The organism is Rhodococcus sp. NPDC003383, assembly GCF_053589115.1.
Genome location: NZ_JBSFRG010000003.1, coordinates 110,942 through 135,004, shown reverse-complemented (window position 1 = coordinate 135,004; position 24,063 = coordinate 110,942). Strand labels below are relative to the sequence as shown.

Annotated in this window: 24 protein-coding genes; 11 read left to right on the top strand and 13 right to left on the bottom strand. The window is 66.4% G+C overall.

Translation table 11 applies throughout. The annotated features are described in order from the left end of the window. Positions 1 to 15: 15 nt before the first annotated feature. From ACWDTS_RS04340 to ACWDTS_RS04325, 4 genes are all read right to left on the bottom strand, one after another. Positions 16 to 1,005: an LLM class flavin-dependent oxidoreductase gene (locus ACWDTS_RS04340; protein ID WP_248672895.1), complete on the bottom strand. Its 990-nt coding sequence runs from the start codon at positions 1,003 to 1,005 to the stop codon at positions 16 to 18. A 100-nt stretch (positions 1,006 to 1,105) separates the two neighbouring features. After that, positions 1,106 to 1,600, bottom strand: a complete 495-nt coding sequence (locus ACWDTS_RS04335) for a flavin reductase family protein (protein WP_197252083.1) — start codon at positions 1,598 to 1,600, stop codon at positions 1,106 to 1,108. A gap of 39 nt (positions 1,601 to 1,639) precedes the next feature. Next, a complete protein-coding gene (locus tag ACWDTS_RS04330) occupies positions 1,640 to 1,912 on the bottom strand; it encodes a hypothetical protein (RefSeq protein WP_248672896.1) in 273 nt (90 codons plus the stop codon). 166 nt (positions 1,913 to 2,078) lie between these two features. Continuing rightward, positions 2,079 to 2,591, bottom strand: coding sequence for a DUF6790 family protein (locus tag ACWDTS_RS04325; RefSeq protein WP_248672897.1), 513 nt, complete (start codon positions 2,589 to 2,591; stop codon positions 2,079 to 2,081). A 112-nt stretch (positions 2,592 to 2,703) separates the two neighbouring features. On the opposite strand from ACWDTS_RS04325, the gene ACWDTS_RS04320 reads away from it, so the two are divergent. Together ACWDTS_RS04320 and ACWDTS_RS04315 are read left to right on the top strand one after the other, a co-directional pair. Next, on the top strand, positions 2,704 to 3,102 hold the full coding sequence (locus ACWDTS_RS04320) for a lipopolysaccharide assembly protein LapA domain-containing protein (protein ID WP_248672898.1): 399 nt from the start codon (positions 2,704 to 2,706) through the stop codon (positions 3,100 to 3,102). Between the two features lie 84 nt (positions 3,103 to 3,186). Beyond that, a complete protein-coding gene (locus ACWDTS_RS04315; protein WP_450117651.1) occupies positions 3,187 to 3,639 on the top strand; it encodes a hypothetical protein in 453 nt (150 codons plus the stop codon). A 186-nt stretch (positions 3,640 to 3,825) separates the two neighbouring features. On the opposite strand, the gene bphC is transcribed toward ACWDTS_RS04315, so the two are convergent. Genes bphC through ACWDTS_RS04300 form a run of 3 tightly spaced genes read right to left on the bottom strand, consistent with a single transcriptional unit; the run spans position 3,826 to position 7,144 of the window. Beyond that, positions 3,826 to 4,734, bottom strand: coding sequence for a biphenyl-2,3-diol 1,2-dioxygenase (bphC, locus tag ACWDTS_RS04310; protein ID WP_450117650.1), 909 nt, complete (start codon positions 4,732 to 4,734; stop codon positions 3,826 to 3,828). A 26-nt stretch (positions 4,735 to 4,760) separates the two neighbouring features. Then, positions 4,761 to 5,942, bottom strand: coding sequence for an acyl-CoA dehydrogenase family protein (locus ACWDTS_RS04305; RefSeq protein WP_248672901.1), 1,182 nt, complete (start codon positions 5,940 to 5,942; stop codon positions 4,761 to 4,763). Between the two features lie 38 nt (positions 5,943 to 5,980). Further along, positions 5,981 to 7,144: a Rieske 2Fe-2S domain-containing protein gene (locus ACWDTS_RS04300; RefSeq protein WP_450111647.1), complete on the bottom strand. Its 1,164-nt coding sequence runs from the start codon at positions 7,142 to 7,144 to the stop codon at positions 5,981 to 5,983. A gap of 232 nt (positions 7,145 to 7,376) precedes the next feature. Between ACWDTS_RS04300 and ACWDTS_RS04295 the strand changes: the two genes are divergently transcribed. Beyond that, a complete protein-coding gene (locus tag ACWDTS_RS04295) occupies positions 7,377 to 7,535 on the top strand; it encodes a hypothetical protein (protein ID WP_450111646.1) in 159 nt (52 codons plus the stop codon). A 129-nt stretch (positions 7,536 to 7,664) separates the two neighbouring features. Here the strand turns inward: ACWDTS_RS04295 and ACWDTS_RS04290 are convergent, their stop codons facing one another. Both ACWDTS_RS04290 and ACWDTS_RS04285 read right to left on the bottom strand, forming a co-directional pair. Continuing rightward, on the bottom strand, positions 7,665 to 8,855 hold the full coding sequence (locus ACWDTS_RS04290; RefSeq protein ID WP_450117649.1) for an NADH:flavin oxidoreductase: 1,191 nt from the start codon (positions 8,853 to 8,855) through the stop codon (positions 7,665 to 7,667). 55 nt (positions 8,856 to 8,910) lie between these two features. Then, a complete protein-coding gene (locus ACWDTS_RS04285) occupies positions 8,911 to 9,300 on the bottom strand; it encodes a nuclear transport factor 2 family protein (protein WP_450117648.1) in 390 nt (129 codons plus the stop codon). Positions 9,301 to 9,499: 199 nt separating this feature from the next. Here ACWDTS_RS04285 and ACWDTS_RS04280 point away from each other — a divergent pair, with 199 nt between their 5' ends. Then, positions 9,500 to 10,132, top strand: a complete 633-nt coding sequence (locus tag ACWDTS_RS04280; RefSeq protein WP_450117710.1) for a PadR family transcriptional regulator — start codon at positions 9,500 to 9,502, stop codon at positions 10,130 to 10,132. A gap of 6 nt (positions 10,133 to 10,138) precedes the next feature. Here the strand turns inward: ACWDTS_RS04280 and ACWDTS_RS04275 are convergent, their stop codons facing one another. The 4 genes from ACWDTS_RS04275 to ACWDTS_RS04260 form a co-directional block, all read right to left on the bottom strand. Next, the gene (locus tag ACWDTS_RS04275) at positions 10,139 to 10,900 is read right to left on the bottom strand and encodes an IclR family transcriptional regulator (protein ID WP_450117647.1); all 762 of its coding nucleotides are present in this window, start codon (positions 10,898 to 10,900) and stop codon (positions 10,139 to 10,141) included. A gap of 136 nt (positions 10,901 to 11,036) precedes the next feature. Continuing rightward, positions 11,037 to 11,705 carry a Dabb family protein gene (locus ACWDTS_RS04270; RefSeq protein WP_450117646.1) on the bottom strand — a complete coding sequence of 223 codons (669 nt, stop codon included), beginning with the start codon at positions 11,703 to 11,705 and terminating at the stop codon, positions 11,037 to 11,039. Continuing rightward, entirely contained in the window at positions 11,698 to 12,045 is a 348-nt protein-coding gene (locus tag ACWDTS_RS04265) for a hypothetical protein (RefSeq protein WP_197252057.1), read from the bottom strand. The genes ACWDTS_RS04270 and ACWDTS_RS04265 overlap by 8 nt, the downstream gene beginning before the upstream one ends. Positions 12,046 to 12,270: 225 nt before the next feature. Then, positions 12,271 to 13,755, bottom strand: coding sequence for an MFS transporter (locus tag ACWDTS_RS04260; RefSeq protein ID WP_450117645.1), 1,485 nt, complete (start codon positions 13,753 to 13,755; stop codon positions 12,271 to 12,273). Between the two features lie 228 nt (positions 13,756 to 13,983). On the opposite strand from ACWDTS_RS04260, the gene ACWDTS_RS04255 reads away from it, so the two are divergent. The 7 genes from ACWDTS_RS04255 to ACWDTS_RS04225 all read left to right on the top strand — a co-directional run bounded on the left by ACWDTS_RS04255 (position 13,984) and on the right by ACWDTS_RS04225 (position 24,060). Beyond that, a complete protein-coding gene (locus ACWDTS_RS04255; protein WP_450117644.1) occupies positions 13,984 to 15,450 on the top strand; it encodes an FAD-dependent oxidoreductase in 1,467 nt (488 codons plus the stop codon). 426 nt (positions 15,451 to 15,876) lie between these two features. Beyond that, complete coding sequence (locus ACWDTS_RS04250) at positions 15,877 to 17,118, top strand: ABC transporter substrate-binding protein (RefSeq protein WP_450117643.1); 1,242 nt, start codon at positions 15,877 to 15,879, stop codon at positions 17,116 to 17,118. A 28-nt stretch (positions 17,119 to 17,146) separates the two neighbouring features. Continuing rightward, positions 17,147 to 19,936, top strand: a complete 2,790-nt coding sequence (locus ACWDTS_RS04245) for an ABC transporter permease subunit (protein ID WP_450117642.1) — start codon at positions 17,147 to 17,149, stop codon at positions 19,934 to 19,936. Continuing rightward, positions 19,933 to 20,667: an ABC transporter ATP-binding protein gene (locus tag ACWDTS_RS04240; protein ID WP_450111640.1), complete on the top strand. Its 735-nt coding sequence runs from the start codon at positions 19,933 to 19,935 to the stop codon at positions 20,665 to 20,667. Before ACWDTS_RS04245 ends, ACWDTS_RS04240 begins: the two co-directional genes overlap by 4 nt. 212 nt (positions 20,668 to 20,879) lie before the next feature. Then, complete coding sequence (locus ACWDTS_RS04235) at positions 20,880 to 21,827, top strand: SMP-30/gluconolactonase/LRE family protein (protein ID WP_450117641.1); 948 nt, start codon at positions 20,880 to 20,882, stop codon at positions 21,825 to 21,827. Positions 21,828 to 21,861: 34 nt separating this feature from the next. After that, on the top strand, positions 21,862 to 22,770 hold the full coding sequence (locus ACWDTS_RS04230) for an SDR family NAD(P)-dependent oxidoreductase (RefSeq protein ID WP_450111638.1): 909 nt from the start codon (positions 21,862 to 21,864) through the stop codon (positions 22,768 to 22,770). Between the two features lie 42 nt (positions 22,771 to 22,812). Next, entirely contained in the window at positions 22,813 to 24,060 is a 1,248-nt protein-coding gene (locus ACWDTS_RS04225) for a cytochrome P450 (RefSeq protein WP_248672910.1), read from the top strand. Positions 24,061 to 24,063: the final 3 nt, after the last annotated feature.

Here is a 24,063-nt window from a genome sequence, read left to right as displayed (position 1 = left end):
GAAAAGAGACGAGGGTCAGGCGGGGACGAGCCCGCTGACCTCGGCGAGCAGCTCGAGGGAGCGCAGCCAGGCGGTGCGGCCCGGCGCCGACGACACCACGATCAGTTCGTCGGCCCGGGCGCGCTCGGTGAACGCGTCCAGGTATTCGCGGACCTCGGTGGGGTTGCCGACGGCGGTGTAGTGCAGCATCTGCGTCACCTGCCGGCCGGCGGGGGAGTCGAGTAGCAGCTCGATCTCCTCGTCGGTGAAGCTGCGACCCCGGCCGACCATCTGCACGACGCGGTTGCGTTTGGTGGCCTCGAACAGTTGCCGGGCCTCCTCGGTGGTGTCGGCGGCGATCACCCCGACACCGGCGATGACATAGGGCTCGGCGAGCTGTTCGGACGGCTGGAACTCGCGCCGGTACAGCGCGACCGCGTCCTCGAGCGCCTGCGGCGCGAAGTGGGACGCGAAGCCGTACGGAAGACCCAGCAGCGCGGCGAGTTTCGCGCCGAACAGGGACGACCCGAGAATGTAGAGCGGCACATCGGTGCCCTTGCCGGGGATCGCGTCGACACCCGGAATGCGGCTCTGCCCCCGCAGATAACCCTGCAGTTCGAGCACGTCCTGCGGGAAGCTGTCCGCCGACGACGGATCACGCCGCAGCGCGCGCATGGTGTTCTGATCGCTGCCCGGCGCGCGGCCCAGACCCAGATCGATGCGGCCGGGATGCAGCGACTCGAGGGTGCCGAACTGCTCGGCGATGGTCAGCGGCGAATGGTTCGGCAGCATGACGCCACCGGCGCCGAGCCGGATCGACGACGTGTGCGCCGCGATGTGCGCGATCAGCACGCTCGTCGCCGACGACGCGATCGACGGCATGTTGTGATGCTCGGCGTACCAGATGCGCCGGTAGCCCCACTTCTCGGCGAGCTGCGCCATCCGCACGCTCGCGGCGAAGCTGTCCCGCGCGGTCTCGCCCTTGCCGATGTGCGCCAGGTCGAGGATGGAGAGGGGAACGGTCACCGGTGATCCTTCGCGTCAGGGCCCGGGATCGGCAGCCGGGCACACCTTCAGCGACAACACGGCGGCGCCGGCGGCTATTCCTGCCGGGCCGCCGACCGGGTCACATCTCGTCGAAGTGACCGTAGGTGCCGCGGTAGAACAGCAGCGGTCCGCCGCTGTGGAGCGAGGTCAGGCCGGTTACGCGGGCCACGACGATCGTGTGGTCACCGGCGTCGTGCTCGGCCTCGATGGTCGCCTCCACCCGCGCGATCGCACCCTCGAGGGCGGGTGCGCCGTTGTCGCCCGGAGTCCACTCCACGCCGCGGAACTTGTTGCCGCCGCTGACGGCGAACGCCGCGCACAGGGTGCGCTGGCTGGCGGACAGGACGTTGATCGAGAACGTGCCGATCTCGCGGATCTTCGGCCATGTCGTCGACGTGCGGGCCGGGCAGAACGACACCAGCGGCGGGTCCAGCGACACGGACGTGAACGACTGGCACGCGAAGCCGAGCGGCTCGTCGCCGTCGAGGGCGGTGATGACGGTGACTCCCGTGCAGAAGTTGCCCATCACGTCGCGCATCCGGCGTGGATCCAGCACTGCGTGTTCTGCGGTCATGTTGCTCCAATCGGGTGTCGGCTTCGGGACCAGTGTCCGCTATCGCGGATCCGGACGGCCAGGGTGCTCCCGGACAGCGGGCATGTGGGCGGGTCTCGGATCTGCACGCTCGGTGACCGGAAGGACCCCGGAAACGGCAAGGGCATCGACGGTGTCGTGCAGGTCGGGACAGGTGCGGCGCGGTGCGTCGGAGCCGATCCGGGCACACCGCCGCGACGTGTCGTCGGTGAGCCACTGGATGTTGGTGTGGAACGTGCCGTTCTTCTCGGCCAGGACACGATTGCCGCACGTGCGGCAGGTGACGGACTGCATGGAGGCTGCTCCCGTTCAGGTCGGTGGTCGCAGTGTTCCTCGGACGCTAGCCCGGGAACCGTTCCGTGGACACGGCGATGTCCCGCGTGGCGGGACATCGGTGCAGGTGGGAGCAAGCCTTGGCAGCGGGATCAGGCCGTCACGAGGTGATGCTGGGTGCGCAGCCTCAGGCCGCGACCGAGGTGCGGTGCGGCGCCGCGTCCCCGTTCCGCGCGCGTGACAGCGCGTACAACACCCATCCCACGACCGGGAGGATGATGTCGAACCACAGAGGCGGGCCGATGTTGCCGGGCTTGGTGTTGCCCTCGGCAATCCAGTAGTAGAAGTGACCGGCGGCGTCGCCGAGGTACTGGACGGACATGACGGTGAGGGTCGCCAGCCAGAAGTAGCCGCGGAACCAGATGCACATGATGCCTGCGATGCCGATCGCCAGATCACCCATCGCGTTCTCGAACTGGAACCCGCCGTCACCGCGTGTGTATCCGATCAGTTCCGCAGTCGCAGGGCCGTCTAGCAGGTGGTATCCGGCGCCGACGACCGAGCTGACGCCGACGGCGACGGCGAGCCACCATACGAGGAAGATGTCGATCGTCGTCGCCGGACCGGCATCGTGGCGGCGCCGTCGGGAATGGATGAACGCCCCGATCAGCGCGATGATCACCAGAACAATTGTCGGCATCAGGTCCTCCCCGCGTCCGCCGGCTCATTTTACGGAGGGTTCCGGTCGTCGAAGGGGGAAAGCACCTGAACAGATCATCGTGTATGTCGAGCGGTCGCGGGTATCCGAGAGCATGAGCACCGCCATGAACGGGCCGTCCAACGACGGATACGGATCCGAATCGCGTCGATCCCCGGATCCCGAGCTGCCTGCGACGCCCGCGCCCGTCGAACCCGATCCGGGATTGATCGAGGACGTCGCCCGCCGCAAAGGCATCAAAGGCACCCGTACCGGCACGATCTGGACCGGGTTGGTCGTCGGCATCGTCGTTCTGCTGTTGCTGCTGGTGTTCATCCTGCAGAACCTCGACGAGGCCACCCTCGAGCTGTTCGCATGGGACTTCACCCTCCCCCTCGGCGTGGCACTACTCTTCGCCGCGCTCGCCGGAGCCGCGATCATCGCCCTCGCCGGTGCCGTGCGCATCCTTCAGATCCGGCGAGCCGCCAACCGGCAACGTCAGCTCATCGAATAGAACCCTGCCCTGTATAGAACCCGGCCCTGTTTGGGTTCGCCCGCACCGGGCATCTCTGTCATGGGGTCGAGGTGAGGAGGAATCATGGGCACCGAACCGGGACAGCACTTGCAGGAAGAACCGCAATCCGAGCGCGGCCCGAAGGGGTCGCGTGACACCGGAGCGGACGCAGCAGGCGGTGGACCGGCCGATCGGCCTGCCGGGTCGTTCGACCAGGAGGAAATGCAGACCGGCGGAGCCGACGACGCGTCCGCAGGCACGGGCGGTGGGGAATCGGTCCCTCCCGGCGACGCCGAACCGGCCGTCCCGCCGTACGAAGGGCGCACCGCCTCGACCGCGGAAGGCCGGCCGGAACACGACGAACATGTCGACACGTCGCAACCGTTGGCCCCGAATCCGGAAGAGACTCCCCGCGGCGCGACCGCGTCGCCTGCCGACGAGCAACCGGCCGATCAGGCCCCGCAGACGGAGGAATCCGCTCGGGGCACGGGTCCGGCGCACCAGAGCGGTGTGACCAGAGCCGAAGATCAGCAATAGGCCACTCACCGGGCCGGCGAGTGCCCGCACTCCGGTCGGACGGACTGCAGTCGTCGCTGTGCCGGACCGCTCAGGCGGTCCGCTGGACGCGGCTGCCCAGGGACATACCCACTCCGCTCCGGGAAGCCGATCACGAAGACGGCGCCGCTCCGCACGAGGTCGTGCGGAGCGGCGCCGGATCGGGTGTCAGGACATCACGCCGAGCGGTTCGCTCCCGGACCAGTCGTGACCCCAGTAACTGTCGGCGGTGATCTCCTCGGCGGTGTAGAACCGCTCGTCGACACGCATCCCGTCGGTGCCGAACTCGATATCCCAGCCGCCGGGGGCCCGCACGTAGAACGAGACCATCTTGTCGTTGGTGTGCCGGCCCAGCGTCGACGACACCGAGTAGCCGTCACGCATCACCCGGTCGAGAGCCTGGCCGACCGCGTCGAGGGTGTCCACCTCCACCATGATGTGGATGAGACCGGGATCCTTGCCGGCGGGCACGGGCATGAGCGCGAGGCTGTGGTGCCGCTCGTTCACGCCGAGGAACCGGATGCGCATCGGGCCGAACTCCGGGGGCGCCGGCAGCCGGAACGCGCCGCGCGGCAGGAACCCGAGCACCTCGGTGTAGAACTCGAACGTCGCGTCCGGTGTCGTCACGGGAAGCACCACGTGACCGAGACCCATTGCGCCGGTGACGAATCGGGCACCGTGCGGGGTGACCACCGGGCTGTGGTCGAGCACCGCGCCGTGGAACACCTCGACGGACACACCCGACGGATCCTGGAACGCGATGACCTCCTCCACGCTGCGGGCGTCCGCCTCCTCCACCGACAGCGGCTTCACCGCGATACCGGCGGCCTCGACAGCGCTCTGCACCCGCAGCAGCGCCGCGTGATCGCGGACCTCCCAGCCGATGTCGACGATCCGATCGGTCTCACCCGGCACCACGACGAGCCGCGCCCGGCGTTCGTCGGTGCGCAGATACAGCGCCTCCGGGTCGGGGCCGCTGCCCTCGGCGAACCCCAGGACGTCGAAGGCGAACGTGCGCCAGCGGTCCATGTCGTTCGTCCGGATCTTGACGTAGCCCAGCGCTCTGATATCGCTCATCTTCTCTCCGAATGCTTCTCGTGTGGTCAGATCATCGCCCGCAGCGGGCCCTCGGGCTCGACCCCGAGACGGCTCAGCGAGGCGGCGTGGAACACGGTGCCGGGCACGTGAATCGCGTGGTGCAGGCCGGCGTGTGCGTCGCGCCAGAACCGCTGCATCGGCTTGTCCATGCGCAACGCATTGCCGCCGCACCGCGGGTAGATGCGGTCGATCGCGTTCACGGCCCGCCATGCCGCCTGCACCTGCGTCTGCCGTCCCGCGGCACGCTGCTCGAACGTCGGGGTCTTCCCCGAGTCGACGAGATCCCACATGCGATCGACGTTGGCCAGCAAGGTGTCCCGTGCGGCGCGCAGGTCGGCGACGGCCTCGCCGATCGCGAACAGTGTGTACGGGTCGTCCTTGACGGCCGTGCCCTGCGGGTTGATCCGGGCCGACTGGTATTCGTCGGCGTGCAGCACCAGGCCCTCGCAGATGCCGATGGTGGCGGACGTGATGCCGAGCGGGAACATGTTCGACCACGGCATCAGGTACAGCGTCTCGGTGCGGCCGTAGTTGCGGGCTGCGGTGCCGTCGATGACCTCGTCGCAGTCCATCACCCGGTAGTCGGGGACGAACGCGTCCTGCACCACCACGTCCTTCGAGCCGGTTCCGCGCAGGCCCACCACGTCCCACGAGTCCTCGACGATCTCGTAGTCGCTGCGGGGGATGATCACGTGCAGCATGCGGGGCGGCATCTCCACGCTGCCGTCCGCGTTGCACGCCATCGCGCCGAGGAACGCCCAGTCGCAGTGGTCGGTTCCGGAGGAGAACTGCCAGCGGCCGGAGAACTTGTAACCTCCGTCGACCGGGATGCACATGCCGGCCGGCATGTACGGCGAGGCCATCCACGTGTCCTGGTCCTCGCCCCAGACCTCCTGCTGCACGCGGGGATCCGCGAACGCCAGCTGCCACGGATGCACACCGACGATGCCGTGGATCCATCCCGCGGACGGATTGAGCGCCGCGGTGCGCATGACGGTCTCGGCGAACTCGCGCGGGTGGGATTCGAAGCCGCCGTGCTCCTTCGGTTGCAGCATGCGAATCGAGCCGGCCTCCTTCATCCGCTTCGCGGTGCCGTCGGCCAGACGCCCGATACGATCGGCTTCGATGCCCTCGGTGAACAGCTCGTCCGCCATCGCGTCGATCTGCTTGCGTACTTCGTAACTCATGGTCGTATTCCTCGGGTTCGGGTATCGGGGCCGGCCGTTCAGGCGACCGGCTCGTTGAGGGAATCGGATCGGGCAGAGATGTTCTCGGCCATCTCCTTCTCCCAGTGGACTGCCGACCTGGTGGTGTCGATGACGAATTCGAACCGGTTGGTCATGTCCTCGGTGACATCGGCGACGTCGACGTAGAACTGCTGGTACCAGCGGCGCAGCTGGTAGACCGGGCCGTCCTCGTCGCACAGCAGCGGGTTGTCGATCTTGGCCTTGTTCTTCCAGATCTCGACGTCCTGCTCGAACGTCTTCTCCGTGCCGCTGCCGAAGTACGCGGCCATGCCGTTCGCCTCCTCGGCGGACATGCCGGGCAGGCGCTTGACCATGACGCCGTACTGCAGCACGAACGAGTTCGGGGTGACCGGGTAGTGGCAGTTGATCAGCACCGTCTCGACGGTTCCTGCCTCGGTCTCGCTCCACAGCTTGTCGATCATGTAGGACGGGCCGTAGTACGACGCCTCCGACCGCGACACATTGTCGGAAGCACCGAAGTCGAGGTCGAGCTCGACGTCGTGGCGCTGCGTGAACGACATGTTCTGCGTGGCGATGTGGCCTTCGAAGATGTTCTCGAACGAGCGCGGCACACTCAGGTGGACGTAGAAGAAGTGCGCCATGTCCACGACGTTGTCGATGATCTCGCGGCAGTGCGAGCCCTCGATGAGTACCGAGTTCCACGACCAGTCCGACCATTCGTCGGTGCCGGCGCCCTCGATCTCGGGGATGGTGACGTGCTCCGGCGGCGGGTTGCCCTCGGGGTCGTGCCACACGAACAGCTGCTGATTGCGCTCGAGCGTGATCCACGCGCGGGTCTTGGCGAGCGGCGGGACGCGGCGCGCGTACGGGATCCCGGTGCAGCGACCGTTGCCGCCCCAGCGCCAGTCGTGGAACGGGCATGCGACGGAATCGCCCTTGATCTCGCCCTGTGCGAGATTGCCGCCCATGTGCCGGCAGTAGGCGTCGAGGACCTTCAGTTCGCCCGCGCTGTCGGCGAACACGACGAGGCTGGTACCGAACGCGTCGACCTGGTGCGGCTTACCGTCGCGGTAGGTGCGTGCCAGGCCGAGGCAGTGCCAGCCGCGGGCGTAGCGGTCGGGCGCGGCGTCGGCCTCGATCGAGCGGATCTCGTCGTCGGGGGTGGTGCTGGTCTGCGTCATGGTGACCTCCGGACCGGATGGGAGTGATGCCGGTCATGGTGGGTGACCGCGGGAACGGCGAAACAGGGATCGTCCCGCCACGCGGAACACTTTCTGCCGGACCGGTCTCGCGTCCCGCCACGCGGGAGGTCGCCTTCACCGGCGGTGGAGCGCTGTGCCACCGTCGGCTTGCGCAGCACTTCCGCACCCACATCCTCGTATTCCCGAACGCCTCATCACCTGCCTGCACTCGATGGTCTACGACCGTTCGCTCATCACCGACGAACTCGTCGAGGAACGGTGGCGGCAGGCCACCGACCCGGCGATGCTGGAGAGCGCCCGGCGGATGTACAGCCGAGCCGCATTCGTGGCCCCCATGAAACGGCACGGGGGTCACGACAGCACCCCGTGACGCAGTTCGGTCTTCCTCACCCGCGACGAACAGGGCTCTCGGTGACCGAGAGGTGTCATTGCATTGCGGGCGGCTGTGAAGCCGTCCGGGGCCGGAGATTCGAATTCTCCGGCCCCGAACGGGCTCGGGTCAGTGCACGGGTACGGACCCGTCCAGGACACACCGGGTACCGGTGAAGATGGTGGGCATGCACTTGTTGCAGTGGATGCAGAGTGATCGATGCTCCGGTTCGGCGGCGATCCGATTGACCAGGTCCGGTTCGCGGAGCAACGCCCGTGCCATCGCGACGAACTCGAAGCCTTCGGCCATGGCCGTGTCCATTCCGGCCCGGTCGGTGACCCCGCCGAGCAACACGAGCGGCAGTTTCACCGCTGCGCGGACCTGTCGTGCCTGTTCCAGCATGAACAGGTCCCGGTAGGGATAGGACTTGAGGAAGTGTTTGCCGACCAGCTTCATGCCGGTACGCACAGGCTCGCGCATCGCCGCCGCGAATTCGCGCAGGGGAACGTCACCCTTGAACAGATACATCGAGTTCAACAAGGAGCTGCCCACGGTGAGCTCGATGGCATCGAGCGAGCCGTCCTCCTCGAGCCACTGCGCCACCTGGACGGCTTCATCGAGCCAGAACCCGCCCGGAACACCGTCGTCCATGTTCAGCTTCGCCAGGATGGCGATCTTCCCGCCGACTGCGTCCCGCACAGTACGGGCCGTCTCCCGCACCAGGCGGGCGCGGTTCGCCAGCGACCCGCCGTACGCGTCGTCTCTCCGGTTGATCTTCGGACTCAGGAACGAACTTGCGAAATAGTTGTGGCCGAAGTGGATTTCGACTGCGTCGAAGCCGGATTCGACGGCGAGGCGGGCCGCATTCCCGTGGGCCAGACGGATCCGTTCGATGTCGCCGAGTGTCGCCGCGTGGACGGTGCGCATCCCGAGCGGATTGAACTGCCTCGACGGCCCGAGCGCGGGCAGTCCGTTGCTGGCCTCGTTGGCCACGGGACCGGCGTGGCCGATCTGGGCCGAGGCGGCAGCGCCCTCGGCATGGATCGCATCGGTCAGGCGCCGCAGTCCGGGCACCGCGTCCGGGCGCATCCAGATCTGGTTCGCCTCCGTTCGGCCTTCCGGTGCCACGGCGCAGTACGCAACCGTGGTCATACCGACGCCGCCCGCTGCGGGTCGGCGGTGGTACTCGATGAGATCGTCGGAGACGAGCGCGCCGGGCGTGGCGGCTTCGAACGTGGCTGCCTTGATGATGCGATTGCGCAGCGTGATCGGACCCAACGTCGCGGGCGCGAGCACGTCGGGGATGTCACGGGTGGTCATGGGGACTCCTGGTCGAGCGGTCGGCGGCGGGACAACTGCGCTGGCTCGTTGCAGATCAGCGCTGAACCATGTCGGTCGGCGCCCAGAAGGCGCGCATGCCGGTGATCCGACCGCGATCGTCGAATGTCATCACGTCGATCGGCTCGATTACGTACGTCCGGGCTCCGGCCTTCGTGGTGACGCGGAAATGGAACGCGGCATTCGGTCCGCTGATCCGGAGCGTGAGCAGTTCGGTCGTGTTCTCGGTGCTCTCGATGCCCTTGTAGAAGTCGGTGATCGCTGCACGTCCGACGCGCGGCTCGCTGCCGACCGGGTCCTCGAGGACGGCGTCGTCGGCGTACAGCGCGGCGACCTCGGCGGCGCGGCCGGAAGCCACCGCTGCGAGATAGGCATTCACGGTCGCACGAATGCGCTCCGTCAGGTCGGCTGCCTCGGAAGTTGTCATGATTGCTCCTGTGACGTCGCGAGGATGGGATGGATTCGCCGACGCTATCCGGGGCGGTCCTGGATGAACGGTCCCCTTCCCACGCAGCGGGAGATTGCGGCCCGACGTCGTCCATCGTCGTTGTTACGCTTTCGTGGTGTCCGATACCGATGCCGAGCGATATCCCGCATTACCCGCGACGAGCTGGGCCGTGCTCGGGATGCTCTCGTTCGGGGAGGAACTGACCGGCAATGATCTGAAGAAGTGGGCGGATTGGAGTATCGGCTTCTACTACTGGAGCCCTTCGGTCAGTCAGGTCTATGCGGAACTCAAGAAGCTCGAAACGCTCGGATTCGTGCAATCCCGTGTGGTGAGCGAACCCGGAACCCGAGGCCGGCGTGTCTACGCGATCACCGAGGCCGGCATCCGAGCGGTGCGGACGTGGTCGCGTGAGGCGCCGGTGGAGATTCCCGTGCTCAAGCACGGCGTCATGCTCCGGATGTACATGGGACATCTGAACGATCCGGAGCAGCTGAAGGCCATCGTGCGCGACCATATCGTGAATCTCGAAGACAAGTTGCGCCGAGCCGGTGAGCACGCGGATCACTCCGATCGTGAACCGGGCTGGGCATTCTCGCAGATGAGCCTGCGGTGGGCAGAGCGCTACTTCCGGGCCGAGATCGATCTGTCCCGACAGCTCCTCGACGACATCGACGCCGCGGCAGCACGTTTCGCGAGCAGCGACGTCGACGGGTTCGGGATACCTCGCCCGCGGACTCCCGGTAGCTGGAGAGGCATGTCGGACGGCCCCGCCGCGGTCGAGCGCGGCGAGGCTGTCTCCGACGAAAATTAGACGCGTTCAGGCGTACTGCGGTTGGCGCGCATCGGCAGTCGGATGCAGATGCCGGCGACGCTGAAGCGTCGGAGTGACGTGATTCCGGTCGAGCGTGCGCCAGATGGCGGTGGCCGTCATCCGGACGGGGGATGTCAGCCGATGGTCGAAGCGCAGATGCGGCAACGGGCCGCACACCGACACCGCGGCAACCGCGGAGCCGATCGGGCCGATCGGAACCGCGATGCACCCGAATCCCGTCAGGGATTCCTCTTTTTCGAAGGCGATCCCGTTCTCGCGAACGTCGTCGTAGTCGTGACCGGGGGTGCCTGTGTAGGCGAGTAGTGCCTTGCCGAGCGCTGTGCTGTGCGCCGGTCGTCGACCGCCGATGCGCGTGGGAACGGCGGACATCAGCCGTCCACCGAGCTTCTCGATGTAGACGACATCGTCGCCGTCGAGGACGGCGAGGTGTACGACGAAACCGGTGAGGCGTTGCAGTTCCTGCAGATGAGGTAGAGCGATGGCGTGCAGCCGGTCCTGGTGGACGGCCAGCGAGCCGAGTTCCATCAAACGCAATCCCAGGGTGTAGTCGCGTCCCTCGCGGTGGAGCCATCGCATCGAAACCAGCCGTTCGAGCATGCGATGGGCCGACGAGCGGGGTAGGCCCGTTCGATGCACGATCTGGGTGAGTGTGAGCCGGCCGGCACCGTCGAACGCGTCGAGCAAGAGGCCGACGCGGTCGAGTACTGCGCTGGGGGTCGTGTGGTCGGCTCCGACCTGGATCGCCATGGATACTCCTACAGCCGAGGCGCCGCTGACGCTTCTACGTGGGTGTTTCGATTAGGAATAGTGCCACACGAAATCGGCGTTGTGAAGCAGGTCACTGATCTGGGCCGGGTGGAGTATCCGACGGCGGCCGCCACCTCTAGTCGCTCGGGCCGCCGTCGCTTCCCGGATCGAGGACGGCGCCGTCGAGTGCGCAGAACGTGTGACACACGCGATCGCGTACCACGACCTCCGTGCCCTCGGGGTCGAACCAGCGGTCCACCACGCCCCAATGGATCGGATGGTCGAGATACTGGCCCATGAGAGAGGCGTGGTCGGAGAACTCCTGCTCCCATACATGGGTCCAGGCGGTGGGACCCACCGAGTCCTCCACACGGCTGAGGCGCCAGGAGACTATCGACTCGATGTACCCGGGCATCTTCAGCAGGTCGCGCTCGAATCGCTCGATGGTCGCTTCCGGTGTGCCGGGAGCGACGCGCAGCAGGAGCGCGCGGTAGACGGTCCGGGATGCGTCCGGACGCGACTGGGCCCGACCCGGGTGGTACTGCACGCCGTCCAGTCGCGCGACGACGGGTGAGCCGAGGGTCGCGTCCAGGGTCTCGATCGCACCGGCCGCCTCGTCCGCCGACGCAAACCGGAGATGTACCAGCAGGTCTCCGCCGTTGATCACACCCGGCAGGGTCGGGGACACGAGTCGGCGCAGTGCCCCGAGTTCCTTCACTGCGAGCCGGACGTTCGCGGTGTACTCGGCGCGATCCGAGAAATCGGCGGTGGCGTCGAAGTGGACGACGCGGGTCACGTTATACATCGTTCAATCCCTCGACGTCGTCGGCGTGAGCAGCCATGGTCCGGGAACGCTCCACGATCAGTTCGTCCATGCCCGACCACCACTCGCCGAGGCCGGGGTCGCGGCGGCTCTGACGGGTCATCTCCCACCACGAGTGGACACCGTCGACGGTCCAGGTGATGGTGACGGTATTGGAATCGTCGTCGAACCACACCGGCGGGCTGACGAGAATCCGGTCGAGTGTCATGCCCCGTCGGCGGCCACCCGGAACGTACTCTGCGACATACGCCTCCACAAATCGTCGCGCACATCCTGGTTTGGTGACCACTCGGTCGATCACGTATATCGTCTCGTCTGCCATACCGCGGACGCTACGGCCGTCGAAAGCGCTGGGGAGGGCCTTCTCCCACTTCGCGGGAGAAGTCCGTAGGCGGAGGGCGGGGCACGCACCGAATTCCGTGCGTGCCCCGCCCTCCGCGTGGAAGCCGCGTCCCCTGTGACTTCGACTGCTGTGCAACATATTTACTCGAACATCGAGATCCTCGGCCGTACGATCGTCAAGGTTCGGGGACATGGGGGAGGTGCATCAAGCGGAAGCTGCCGAGGGCTCGGCGTTTTCGGGTGCACTTTCCTCGGCACCATCCGTCTGCTTCGGCCGAGCGATGAACAGGCAGACGACGGCCACGACGAGCGAGCACGCGATGAACCACCCCACAGCCAGATCGAACGCCGACAGGGCGGGCGCGGTCGTTCCGGGCACGGTCCACAGGGAGAGCATGACCGACACGATGGCCACCCCCACGGCGGAGAACGCTTGCCGCGCAGTGGACAAGACGCCTGTCGTGACGCTCGTGACCTCCTCGGGGACGGATTCGATGACGATCTTCGGGTATCCGGTGTAGGCGAATGCCGTTGCGACGGCGGCGACGGCGAAAACACCCATCATCACCGGCAACGACTTGTGGCCGAAGTAGATCATCAGGTTGGCGACGGCGAACAGGACGGCGCCGATGAAGAAGACGGTCCTACCGCCCCATCGACCGGCGACCACCCCGGCTATCGGAGAGGCGCCGAATCCCACAATCGCGCCGATGCCGGCCACGAGCCCCGTCACGGTTGCCGACATGCCGAGTCCGACGGGCAGCGACGTCGGAGACTGCAGGATCATCGGCGTGACGATCTGCACCGCCCCGACGGGACCGAGAGCCAGCACCGAGAGTCCGATCAGGTTCAGCGACATCTGCCTGTTCGTCAGCACCCGCAGATCGACGAGGGGTTCGCGCCGGCGCATCTCCCAGACGGTCCACACCGCGAGAACACCGATGCCGATGACGATCAGTCCGACGACCCCGATACTCGTCCAGCCCCACTTCGGTCCTTGCGTGATGCCGAAAAGGAGAGCGGTGAGACCCGGCGTCAGCAGAGCAGCGCCGATGTAGTCGAAGCTCGGTAGCTCGGCAGGAGTGTGGGAGCCCGGAAGCGCGAACGCAGCGACGATGGAGGCCACAACGGCGAGAACCGCCGCGAAGACGAAGATCATGTGCCAATCCGCCACGTCGAGCAGGAGCCCTGCGATCAGCGAACCCCCCGATCCCGCGAGAAGCGCGGCACCGCTGATGAATCCGACCGCGAGAGAGACCTTGCCGGCCGGCAGCGCTTCACGGGCGATGCCGTAGCAGAGCGGAAGAATCGCGCCGGCGGCACCCTGCACACCGCGGCCGACGATGATCGCCCCCATCGAGTCACCGAAGACGCTGATCGCCGAACCGAGGGTGGACACCAGCATCACGAGGATGAGGACCTTCTTCCGCCCGTACATGTCTCCGAGCCGGCCACCGACGAGAGCGGTCGTTGCCGCCACGAGCATGTAGGCGGTCACGGCCCACCCGGTCGTGGACGCAGGCGCCTCGAAGATCTCGCTGAACCGTGGCAGTGCGATGAAGATCATGCCGGCCTCGAAGGCACTCAAGCATTCCGCGAGGACGAGCGCGGTGATGATCAGGACCGTCGATCTCGATACTGCGGAACCGTCGATCGGACCGGTCGGCAACCGGAGTGAGGGATCGGACATCGATTGTTCTCCTGGGACGAGGTGAATACGGCTTCGCCGCCCGACGCGGCGAAGCCGTTGTGATCGGTCACGCACAACGAGGTGCGGAGCATGTGCCGGGGCGAGTGTCTGCGGTCGTTGCCTCGATCGCTGCCCGTTTGGACCACTCAGTGGGAGGAATGCTCCCGTCGGGTGCCGGGACGGTGAGACCTTGCGGCCGCAGTGTCCGCGAGACCCGAGGAGATTCAGATGCTTGCCGAAACGGTTCGTCCCGTCCTCGAATCCGAGATCACAGATTGGGATCTCGAGGCCGACGTCGTCGTTGCAGGATACGGAATCGCAGGTGCCGCAGCAGCGATCGAGGCCGCCCGTGCGGGCGCCGAGGTGCTCGTGCTCGAACGGTCGGGAGGCTGGGGCGGTGCCGCCTCGATGGCAGGTGGATTCATCTATCTCGGTGGTGGGACACCGCTCCAGAAGGCGTGCGGGTTCGACGACACGGTCGAGAACATGAAGGCGTTCATGAAGGCCGCACTCGGTCCGGCCACAGATGACGAGAAGATCGATGCCTACTGCGAAGGCAGCGTCGAACACTACAACTGGCTGGTCGACGCAGGCGTTCCGTTCAAGGAGGAGTTCTGGGGCGAGCCCGGATGGGAGCCGGCGCACGACGAAGGGCTGATGTACTCCGGGGGAGAGAACGCGGCACCGTTCAAGGACCTGATTCCTCCGGCACCGCGCGGGCATCTTCCCCGGATGGACAACAAGAAGACCGGGGAACGTGGCGGTGGGTACATGCTGATGAAGCCGCTGGTCGAGACGGCCGAGAAGCTGGGTGTGAAAGCCGAATACGACGTCCGGGTCCAGACCGTGGTCGTGGACGAGGGTGGGGCGGTCACAGGTGTGGTCGCGCGACGGTACGGCCGGACGATCACCGTTCGTGCCCGTCGCGGCGTCGTCCTGGCCATGGGAAGTTTCGCCTTCGACGAGGCGATGGTGCGCGATCACGCACCTGTCCTCGTGGGGCGGCCGGGCGCCGCGATCGAGGCCCACGACGGTCGGGCCATCCGGATAGGGCAGGCATTGGGCGCCGCCACGGCACACATGGACGCTGCGGAGGTTGCCGTTCACGCCGCACCGCAGTTGATGGTCCGGGGGATCCTCGTCAACGCACACGGGCAGAGATTCATCGCGGAGGACACCTACCCGGGCAGGATCGGGCAGGCGATGCTGTTCCGTCAGAACAACGAGGCCTTCCTGATCATCGATCAGCAGGCGTACGACGAGGTGATGGGGCCGGACGCCACAGGTACTGCAAGGCGGCCGGAACCGACCTGGGTATGCGAATCCGCCGAGGAGCTCGAGGCGGAAATGGGACTGCCGGCCGGTGCCTTGACCTCGACAGTGAACGTCTACAACGCCCATGCGGCGGACGGGGCCGATCCGCTGTTCTCCAAGGATGCGAAGTGGGTGCGGCCCATCCGAACGCCGATTGCCGCATTCGATCTGCGTGGAATGACGGCTGGATTTCCCTTGGGAGGCTTGAAGACCAGTGTCGACTCGGAAGTACTCCATGTTTCGGGGGAGCCGATTCCCGGGCTCTTCGCCGCCGGACGATGCACCGCCGGCGTATGTGCCGGTGGTTACGCCAGTGGCGCCAGCCTGGGTGACGGTAGCTTCTTCGGGCGTCGCGCCGGTATGAGCGCTGCACGCAGATAGGAGAGCCGATCCGAACGCGACTCCACCGAATCGCGGAGTTCTGCAACGTACGTCGTTGTGAGGCTCCGCGATTCGGTGCTGTCCACGGCAGGGGATTTCACATACTCTCGGTGATGACAGCGATGGTTATCGCGAGATTCTGTATAAGGCAACATTTTTCGTGGCGCGATGGTGCTGGGGTCTCGAAAGGGTGCCCTCTGGGGTGTCCGCGAATATCGCGGTGTGCCTATCTCTCTCGGTCATCGGCGAAGCTCTCGGTTCCCTCTGATCGAATATCCCGTTCAATGGGAGGCCCCCCTCCGCCGGAGAGCTTCGCGCTCACATAATTCAGCACCCGGATGTGACGTGATGTACCTCACTTTCAGTACTCGATGTGCCCGGTACCACGCTCGCCTCCATAGTCGTCCTCGGTGAAGGAGTCACGTTATGAATCCACGCGGTCGGAATCGGCGGTTGCGGACCGTTGCCGGTGCGAGCGCTCTACTGCTTGCCGGAATGCTGGGAACTGCTGCATGTGCCGGCGACGAATCGGACGGAGGGAGCGCAGCGGCCGGTACGACATCCGCGTTGCCGAGCAATCCGGCGACCGGCGAGGCGGTGAAGATCGGGTTCGTCTCCACCGAGGGTGGTGCGGCGGTGTCGCTGCCGGAGATGCGCGAAGGTGCGGAGGCCGCGGTCGAATATCTCAACAACAACGGCGGTGGGCTCGCGGGTCGTCCGATCGAGCTCGTGGTGTGCAAGCAGCAGGAAGAGCCGACGTCGGCGACCGCTTGCGCGAACCAGTTCGTCGAGCAGAAGGTTGCCGCGGTCCTTTCTCCCGGAACCTCCCAGGGGCCGGCGATCGTTCCGATCGTCATCGGTGCGGGGATCCCGTACGTGACTCTCAACGGCGTCTCGGCCGTCGAACTGATGTCGCCGGAGGTCGCGGCACTGTCCGCAGGCCTGCCCGGGACGTTGACGGCGGCCGCGACCGCGGCGCAGCAGGAGGGTATGTCGAAGTTCACGATGTTCGCCAGTGACGGCGGTGGCATCGCAGGCATGATCGACCAGATGGGCAAGCCGATCTTCCAGGGGTTCGGGGTCGAGCTCGAGGTGGTACCGGTGCCGCTCGGTACACCGGATCCCACGCCTGTCGTCGCGGCCGGGCTGACGAGCAACCCCGACGGCGTGAGCTTCATCGGCGATGCAGCCACCTGTACCTCGGTGCTCAAGGCAGTTCAGACGACCGCGCCGACGGTGAAGAAGGTGCTGATCCCGACCTGCCTCGACGAAAATGTCGTCAAGGCGATCGGTATCGACACGATCGAAGGCAACATCGGTATCACCGCCACGGATGCGTTGTCCGACCGGCCCGATACGGTGCTGTTCCGGTCGATCTTCGCCGAGTACGCCCCCGACCTGTCGCCGACCGGCTACGGCTCGACCGGCTACCAGACGGTGATGGCCCTCGCCGGTGCAGCATCCAGCATCTCGGGTGAGGTGAACGCCGCGTCGATCCAGAAGGCTCTGCGTACCGCTGCGAACGTCGAGATGCCTGCCGGTGGCGGAATCACCTTCACATGCAACGGAACTGCGTTCCCGATGATGCCGTCGATCTGCTCCGGACAGATGCTGATCGGTGAGATCAACGATCAGGGCATCCCCGTGAACCTCACGGTCACCGGCTGACGGATCCGTATCCCCAGAAGGAAATTTCATGACCGACCATCTCGCCTATCTCGTGCTGGGTCTCGGCAACGGAGCCGTGTACGCCGCAATCGGACTGGCACTCGTGATGACGTTCAAGAGTTCCGGCGTCGTCAACTTCGCCACCGGAGCCGTGGCCCTCTACACCGCCTATACGTACGCGCTGCTGCGCACGGGTGAGCTGATGGTCCCGATCCCGGGGCTGCCCCGAACGATCGACCTCGGTCGACCGCTCGGGGTGGCACCGGCCATGGCCGTGTCGTTGGCAGTCGCGGCTCTGCTGGGGGTTCTGTTCTACGCATTGATCTTCCGGCCGATGCGCACGGCACCGGTGATCGCCAAAGCGGTGGCATCCATCGGACTGATGATCGTGCTCCAGGCTGTGATCGCGCTTCGGGTGGGCACCGAGATCGTCGCCGTCGAACCGATATTCGCGCTCGACAGCATTACCATCGGTTCTCGTCAAGCTCCGACGGACCGGATCTGGCTTGCCGTCGCAGTCGTCGCGATCGCGGTTCTGGCTGCGCTGGTGTTCCGCTTCACCCGCTTCGGAATCGCGACGGAGGCGGCGGCCGAGTCGGAGAAGGGTGCCTACCTGACGGGGTTGTCGCCGGATCGGATCGCGTTCAGCAACTGGGCGCTGTCGTCGGTCGTCGCCGGCCTCGGCGGAATTCTCATAGCTCCGATCGTTGCACTGAATCCCGTTGCCTACTCGATGTTCATCGTCCCCGCACTCGCAGCGACGCTCGTCGGGAACTTCAGCTCGATCTGGCTGACCGTCGCAGCGGGCATCGCGATCGGCTCGTTGCAGGCGGAAATGACGAACCTGCAGGTCACCTTCGACTGGTTTCCGCACGCGGGTATGGCCGAGGCCATCCCGCTGCTGTTGATTCTCGTATTCCTGGTCGTCAAGGGGCGGCCGCTACCCGACCGCGGCAGCGTCGTCCGGCAGCGACTCGGCCACGCCCCGCGCCCCGATCGGATTCTCGCGCCGGCGATTCCGGCCGTCGCGGTCGCTGTGGTCGCGATGCTGGTCACCGGCGGCAGCTATCGCGCCGCGATCGTCAGCAGCATCATCTTCGCGGTGATCGCTCTGTCCCAGGTCGTCGTCACCGGGTACACGGGACAGGTTTCCCTGGCGCAATTGACACTCGCGGGCGTCGGCGCCTACTCGATCAGTGTTCTGAACACCCACCTCGGAATACCGTTCCCCTTCGCGCCGCTGATCGGCGCACTGTTCGCGACGGTCATCGGCATTGTGATCGGTCTGCCGGCCCTGCGGGTGCGGGGACTGCCGCTGACCGTCGTCACCCTGGCGCTGGCAGTGTTCCTCGAAGCATTCTGGTTCCGGAACCCGCAACTCAACGGCGGCGTCGCGGGTGCTCCGGTCGACACCCCCCGACTGTTCGGATTCGACCTCGGAATCGGTGCGGGAGAAGACTATCCGCGTCTCGCATTCGGTCTGATGTGCCTGTCCGTGCTCGTTGCGGCCGCCCTCGGCGTCGCGTGGGTTCGGCGCAGCAGGCTCGGGACCGACATGCTGGCGGTCCGGGCGAACGAGCGTTCCGCGGCGGCGTCGGGGATCAACGTTCCGCGCACCAAACTGGCGGCCTTCGCGATCGGTGCGTTCCTCGCCGGCCTCGCCGGTTCCCTCATGGCGTACCAGCAGACGTTGGCGACACCGGAACCGTTCACCGTCTTCCTCGGTATCACCTTGTTCGCCGTCATGTACATCGCGGGGATCACCTCCGTCACCGGTGCCGTCCTCGCCGGACTCATTGCGCCGGGCGGCGTTCTGTACCTTTTCGTCGACCGGTTCCTGAACCTCGGCGAGTACTACGCGGTGATCAGCGGCATCCTGCTCATCGTCACCATCATGTTCAATCCGGACGGGATCGCAGGCAAATTGCCCCGGATCCCCCTGCCCACCCTGAGGAAGTCGTCCTCGGGCCCGGTCCCCGTAGAGGGAACAGCCACCGCAGCGGTGCGGTCGTCCTCGCCCGTCGTGGGCGAACCGATTCTGTCGGTACGGGATCTGAGCGTGCACTACGGGGCGGTGCAAGCGGCATCGGACGTGACCTTCGACGTTTGTGCAGGGGAGATCGTCGGTCTCATAGGTCCGAACGGCGCGGGGAAAACCACCGTCGTCGACGCGATCACCGGTTTCGCGCCTGCGAGCGGCACGGTCGTTCTGGACGGCACGGACATCGGGGGCCTGCGGCCGCATCGGCGCAGCAGGCTGGGACTCGGCCGCAGTTTCCAGGACGTGGAACTGTACGACGACCTGTCCGTCGCCGAGAACGTGACGGTGGGCGCGGCCAGATCGGGATCCGACCACGACACAGCGGACCGAGTACGGGCAGTCCTGGACACGGTCGGACTCGGAGACGTCGCAGACGCCGAGGTATCGACCCTCTCTCAGGGACAGCGTCAGCTCGTCTCTGTCGCGCGTGTCCTCGTCTCGTCGCCGAAGGTCGCGTTGCTCGACGAACCGGCAGCGGGGCTCGACGGCGCGGAGAGCCGTCGGCTCGGTGAACGGCTTGTCGATGCCCGCAATGCCGGAACATCGATCCTGCTCGTCGAACACGACATGGAATTGGTGCTCACCATCTGTGACCGCGTCGTCGTCCTCGACCTGGGAAGGGTCGTGGCATGTGGGCCACCGGACGAGATTCGGTCCGACGAGCGGGTGATCAGCGCATACCTCGGCGCCCCTGCCCGCGACGTGGATCCCGCTCTCGAAGCTGTCCCCGAGCTCGCTGCCGCACGCATCGACGAAACACAGGAGGCGAACTCGTGAACGGATTGACGATCAGGAATCTGTCGACCGGTTACGTTTCCGGCCGTCCCTGCGTCCGGGACGTGAGCCTGGAGGTGGACCGTGGGCAGATCCTGAGCCTGCTCGGCCCGAACGGCGCAGGCAAGACCACGCTGCTGCTGTCCCTGGCCGGTCTGTTGCCCCGATTCGATGGCGAGGTCGTCGTCGACGACCTGACCGTCGGCGGCGGTCGCCCACGCGAGGCGGTGTTGTCGGGGCTGGTTCTGGTCTCCGACGACCGTGCGCTGTTCCGGGGATTGACGACAACCGACAACCTGCGTCTGGCGGTCCGCGATCGGCGACGTCGACGCCGAGCACTCGACGAGGTGCTCGAGTACTTCCCGGCCCTGGAGAAGCGGCTCGGAGTCGCTGCCGGCCGGCTGTCGGGCGGCGAGCAGCAGATGCTCGCGATCGGACGCGCGATCCTGCAGCGTCCGAAGGTACTGCTCATCGACGAGCTGAGCATGGGGTTGGCGCCCGTCGTCGTCGACGAAATCCTGGCGGTGCTTCGCAGGCTGGCCACCGAGGAGGGAATGTCGGTGGTACTCGTCGAGCAGCACGTCCACCTTGCTCTCGGTGTCGCCGACCGTGCCGCTGTGCTGGTGCACGGCACCGTGGCACTGACCGATTCGGCGGAGGCGCTCCGAACCGAACCCGACCGGATCGAACGTGCCTATCTCGGGTCGTCGTCCCGCCCGCACGCCGGGATCTGAGAAGCCCGATCCCATGGTCGGGCCTCGACCCGGAGTCGGCATCGAGGATGGTGACCATTCAGCGGGAGGCACTCATCCGCCGCACATTTCCTGACCCTATCGTCCGTGATGAAAGTTGATGTGACGCAGTTCACGGCCCGGGCCCGTATTCATCGGGCCGGCGCTACTGCTCGTGGACCCTGCGCCCGCACGCCCTTACCGGAAGGCCCGACATGACCGACGTAGTTGCCGATACCGCCGCCGCCGTCGCCGCGGCTGGTGCGCGTGTCATCGAACCCCGCAAGATCGCGGGCGGCTTCTCATGGCCGGAGTGCCCGCGCTGGCACGACGGCATCCTCTGGTTCTCCGACATGTACACCGCGACCCTGAAAACCGTTGATGCCGAGGGCAATGTGGCGGTGGTCGTGGATGCGACCGGCCGCCGCGCCGGAACCGAGGTGCCGATCGTCCTGGGCGGATTCGGTTGGCTCCCGGACGGCCGGCTGATCGTCGTCTCGATGCACGAAAAGCTCGTCCTCGTCCACGGCGGGAACGGACCCGACGACCTCGAAGTCCTCGCCGACCTGTCCGCCTTCTCGCAGGCAGCGATCAACGACATGGTCGTCGACGCCGAGGGACGCGCATACGTGACGCAGCTCGGATTCGACCTGTTCGCCGGCGAGGAGCCGGTGCCCTCTCCGATCATCGTCGTCGAACCCGACGGTTCCGCGCACACCGCCGATGAAGTCGGACCGCTGCTGTGCGCCAACGGGATCGCAATCAGCTCGGACGGCACGAAGGTCTACACGGCCGAGGTGATGGCACAGAAGCTCACCGTGATCGATCGTGCCGCCGACGGATCGCTGTCGAATCCGCGGCTGTTCGCATCCTGCCCGTTCCTGCCGGACGGCATCGGGCTCGACGAGGAGGGCGGCGTGTGGGCGGCGATGCCCGGCAGCGGTTACGTGGCTCGTTTCACCGAGGAGGGGATGACGGATGCCATTCCCGTGCCGCTCGAGAACGGCGTCGCCTCGGCCTGCCTGCTCGGCGGTCCCGACCGCACGACCCTCTACATGACCGTCGGTGTCGAGGTTTTCGATTTCGACAAGTCTGCACGCGAGGCGCTGGGCACCATCTGGGTTGCCGACGTTTCGTCCCACGGCGGCGACACCCGCCCCTGACACCCACCGGCACGACACGATTCGAGGAACATTCATGACAGCACTGGATTTCACCGACCGCGTGGTCGTCGTCACCGGCGCGGGCCGCGGAATAGGCCGGGCACACGCCGAACTGCTCGCGTCACGTGGTGCCGCGGTCGTGGTCGGCGACCTCGGGTCTGCCATCGACGGTTCCGGAGTCGACGGCGACGATCCTGCCCGCGAGGTCGTGGACGCGATCACCGCAGCCGGCGGCAAAGCCGTCGCCTGCTCGGCCGACATCTCTACCGAGGACGGTGCCGTCGAACTCGTCGACACCGCCCTGTCGGCGTTCGGGCAGCTCGATGCTGTGATCAACAACGCGGGCATCGTGCGCACCGCGCCGTTCGACGAGGTTCCGTACGAGGAGTACCAGCGACATCTGGACGTGCACTACTTCGGTGCACTCCGCGTCTGCCGGGCCGCCTGGCCGCACCTGCTGAAGTCGCCGGCCGGGCGGGTGGTGAACACCATTTCCCAAGCGATGCTGGGTAATCCGGACATGTCGCACTACGGAGGGTCGAAGGGCGCACTGTTCGGTCTGACCCGCAATCTGGCGCTGGAAGGCCTGAAGTCGGGCGTGAAGGTCAACGCCATCGCCCCGGGTGCGGGCACCCGTATGGCAGAGGCGGCCGCGGACACCCTGTCCCCCGAGGTGATGGAGTACATGCGTACCCAGCTGCGGCCCGAGCACGTCGCCCCCGTCGCTGCGTACCTCGTGCACCCGACGTGCACCGTCACCGGTGAGGTCTTCAACGTCGCCGGCGGTATCGTCAACCGCCTCGCTATCCTCAACACCGTCGGGATCCACGATCCCGCTCTGACGATCGAGACCGTCGCCGAGCGGTTCGACGACATCATGGCGATCACCCCCGATGCCATCCCCCAGATCGTGGCTCCGGCACAGGTCCCGGCGACGTCCTGACCGGAACTTCCACGACATCGGCTCAGCCCCAGGAGAAGCACAGTGAGCTCTACCGAAGCCCCCACGACCACCACCGAGACCGAGGATACGGCCTACCCCTTCGGTCCGGTGAGTGTGAACGAAGCATCGCGAAGGTACGCCGCCATCGCCGCCGATCGGCCGATGACCAAGATGACGATGCCGTTCGGCGGTGACGTCTGGGTCATCCACCGAAACGCTGCCGCGCGACAGATGCTCGGCGATCCCCGCTTCGTACGCGAACCGTTCCGCACCGGCGAGCGGGTAGTGCCCTACTTCGTCGAGTTTCCCGAGTTCCTGAAGACCACACTGCAATTCGAGGATCCGCCGCAGCACACGAAGCTGCGCAAGCTCGTCCAGAAGTCCATCTCGCCGAAACGCGTACGCGCCATGCGGGAATCGGCAGTGGAGTTCGCGAACCACCTGATCGACGAGATGGTCGCCAAGGGGTCCCCGGCGAACCTGGTGCACGACTACGCTGTGGCTCTGCCGATCCAGATGCTGGCCAACCTTCTCGGGGTGCCGCCGGAGGACCGTCCGAAGTTCCAGAAGTGGAGCTCGGCGACCCTCGCGGTGGCGAACATGCCCGAGGAGGAGGTCGTCGCCAACATGACCGAACTCGTCGGTTACATGATGGCCCTGATCGACGAGCGGCGGAAGAATCCCCGGGAGGATCTGCTCAGCGACCTGACGAACGCCCAGCACAAGGACGACACCCTCACCGACGCCGAGATTCTGCCGATCGCCCTGGTGTTGATCATCGGCGGCTTCGACAACACGGCGAACTTCATCTGCTTCGGTGTGCTCTCGTTGCTGAAGAACCCGGAACAGCTGAAGATCCTGCTCGAGGACGTCGAAGGCGTCGCCCCGACCGCGGTCGAGGAGATCCTGCGGCACGGGCGAATGGCGTTCGGTGACACCGTCACCGGAGGCGGCGGTCTGGTCCCGTTCGTCGCCACCGAGGACGTCGAGATCGACGGGCACGTCATCGCCGCGGGTGAGGCCGTGCTGGTGGACCCGGCGTCGGCGAACCACGACGGGGTCGCGGTCACGGACGGTGAGAAGTTCGACGTGCGACGCGAGGGAAATCCGCACCTGACCCTGAGCTACGGGCTCCACCACTGCCTGGGTGCGCCGCTCGCACGGATGGAGATGCAGGTGGCCATCACGGAGCTGTTCAAGCGACTGCCGGGCCTCGCCTTGGTCGGCGAGCCGAAGGTGGACAAGAACAACCTCACCGAGCCGGTCGTCGACGTTCCGGTGTCGTGGTAGGGA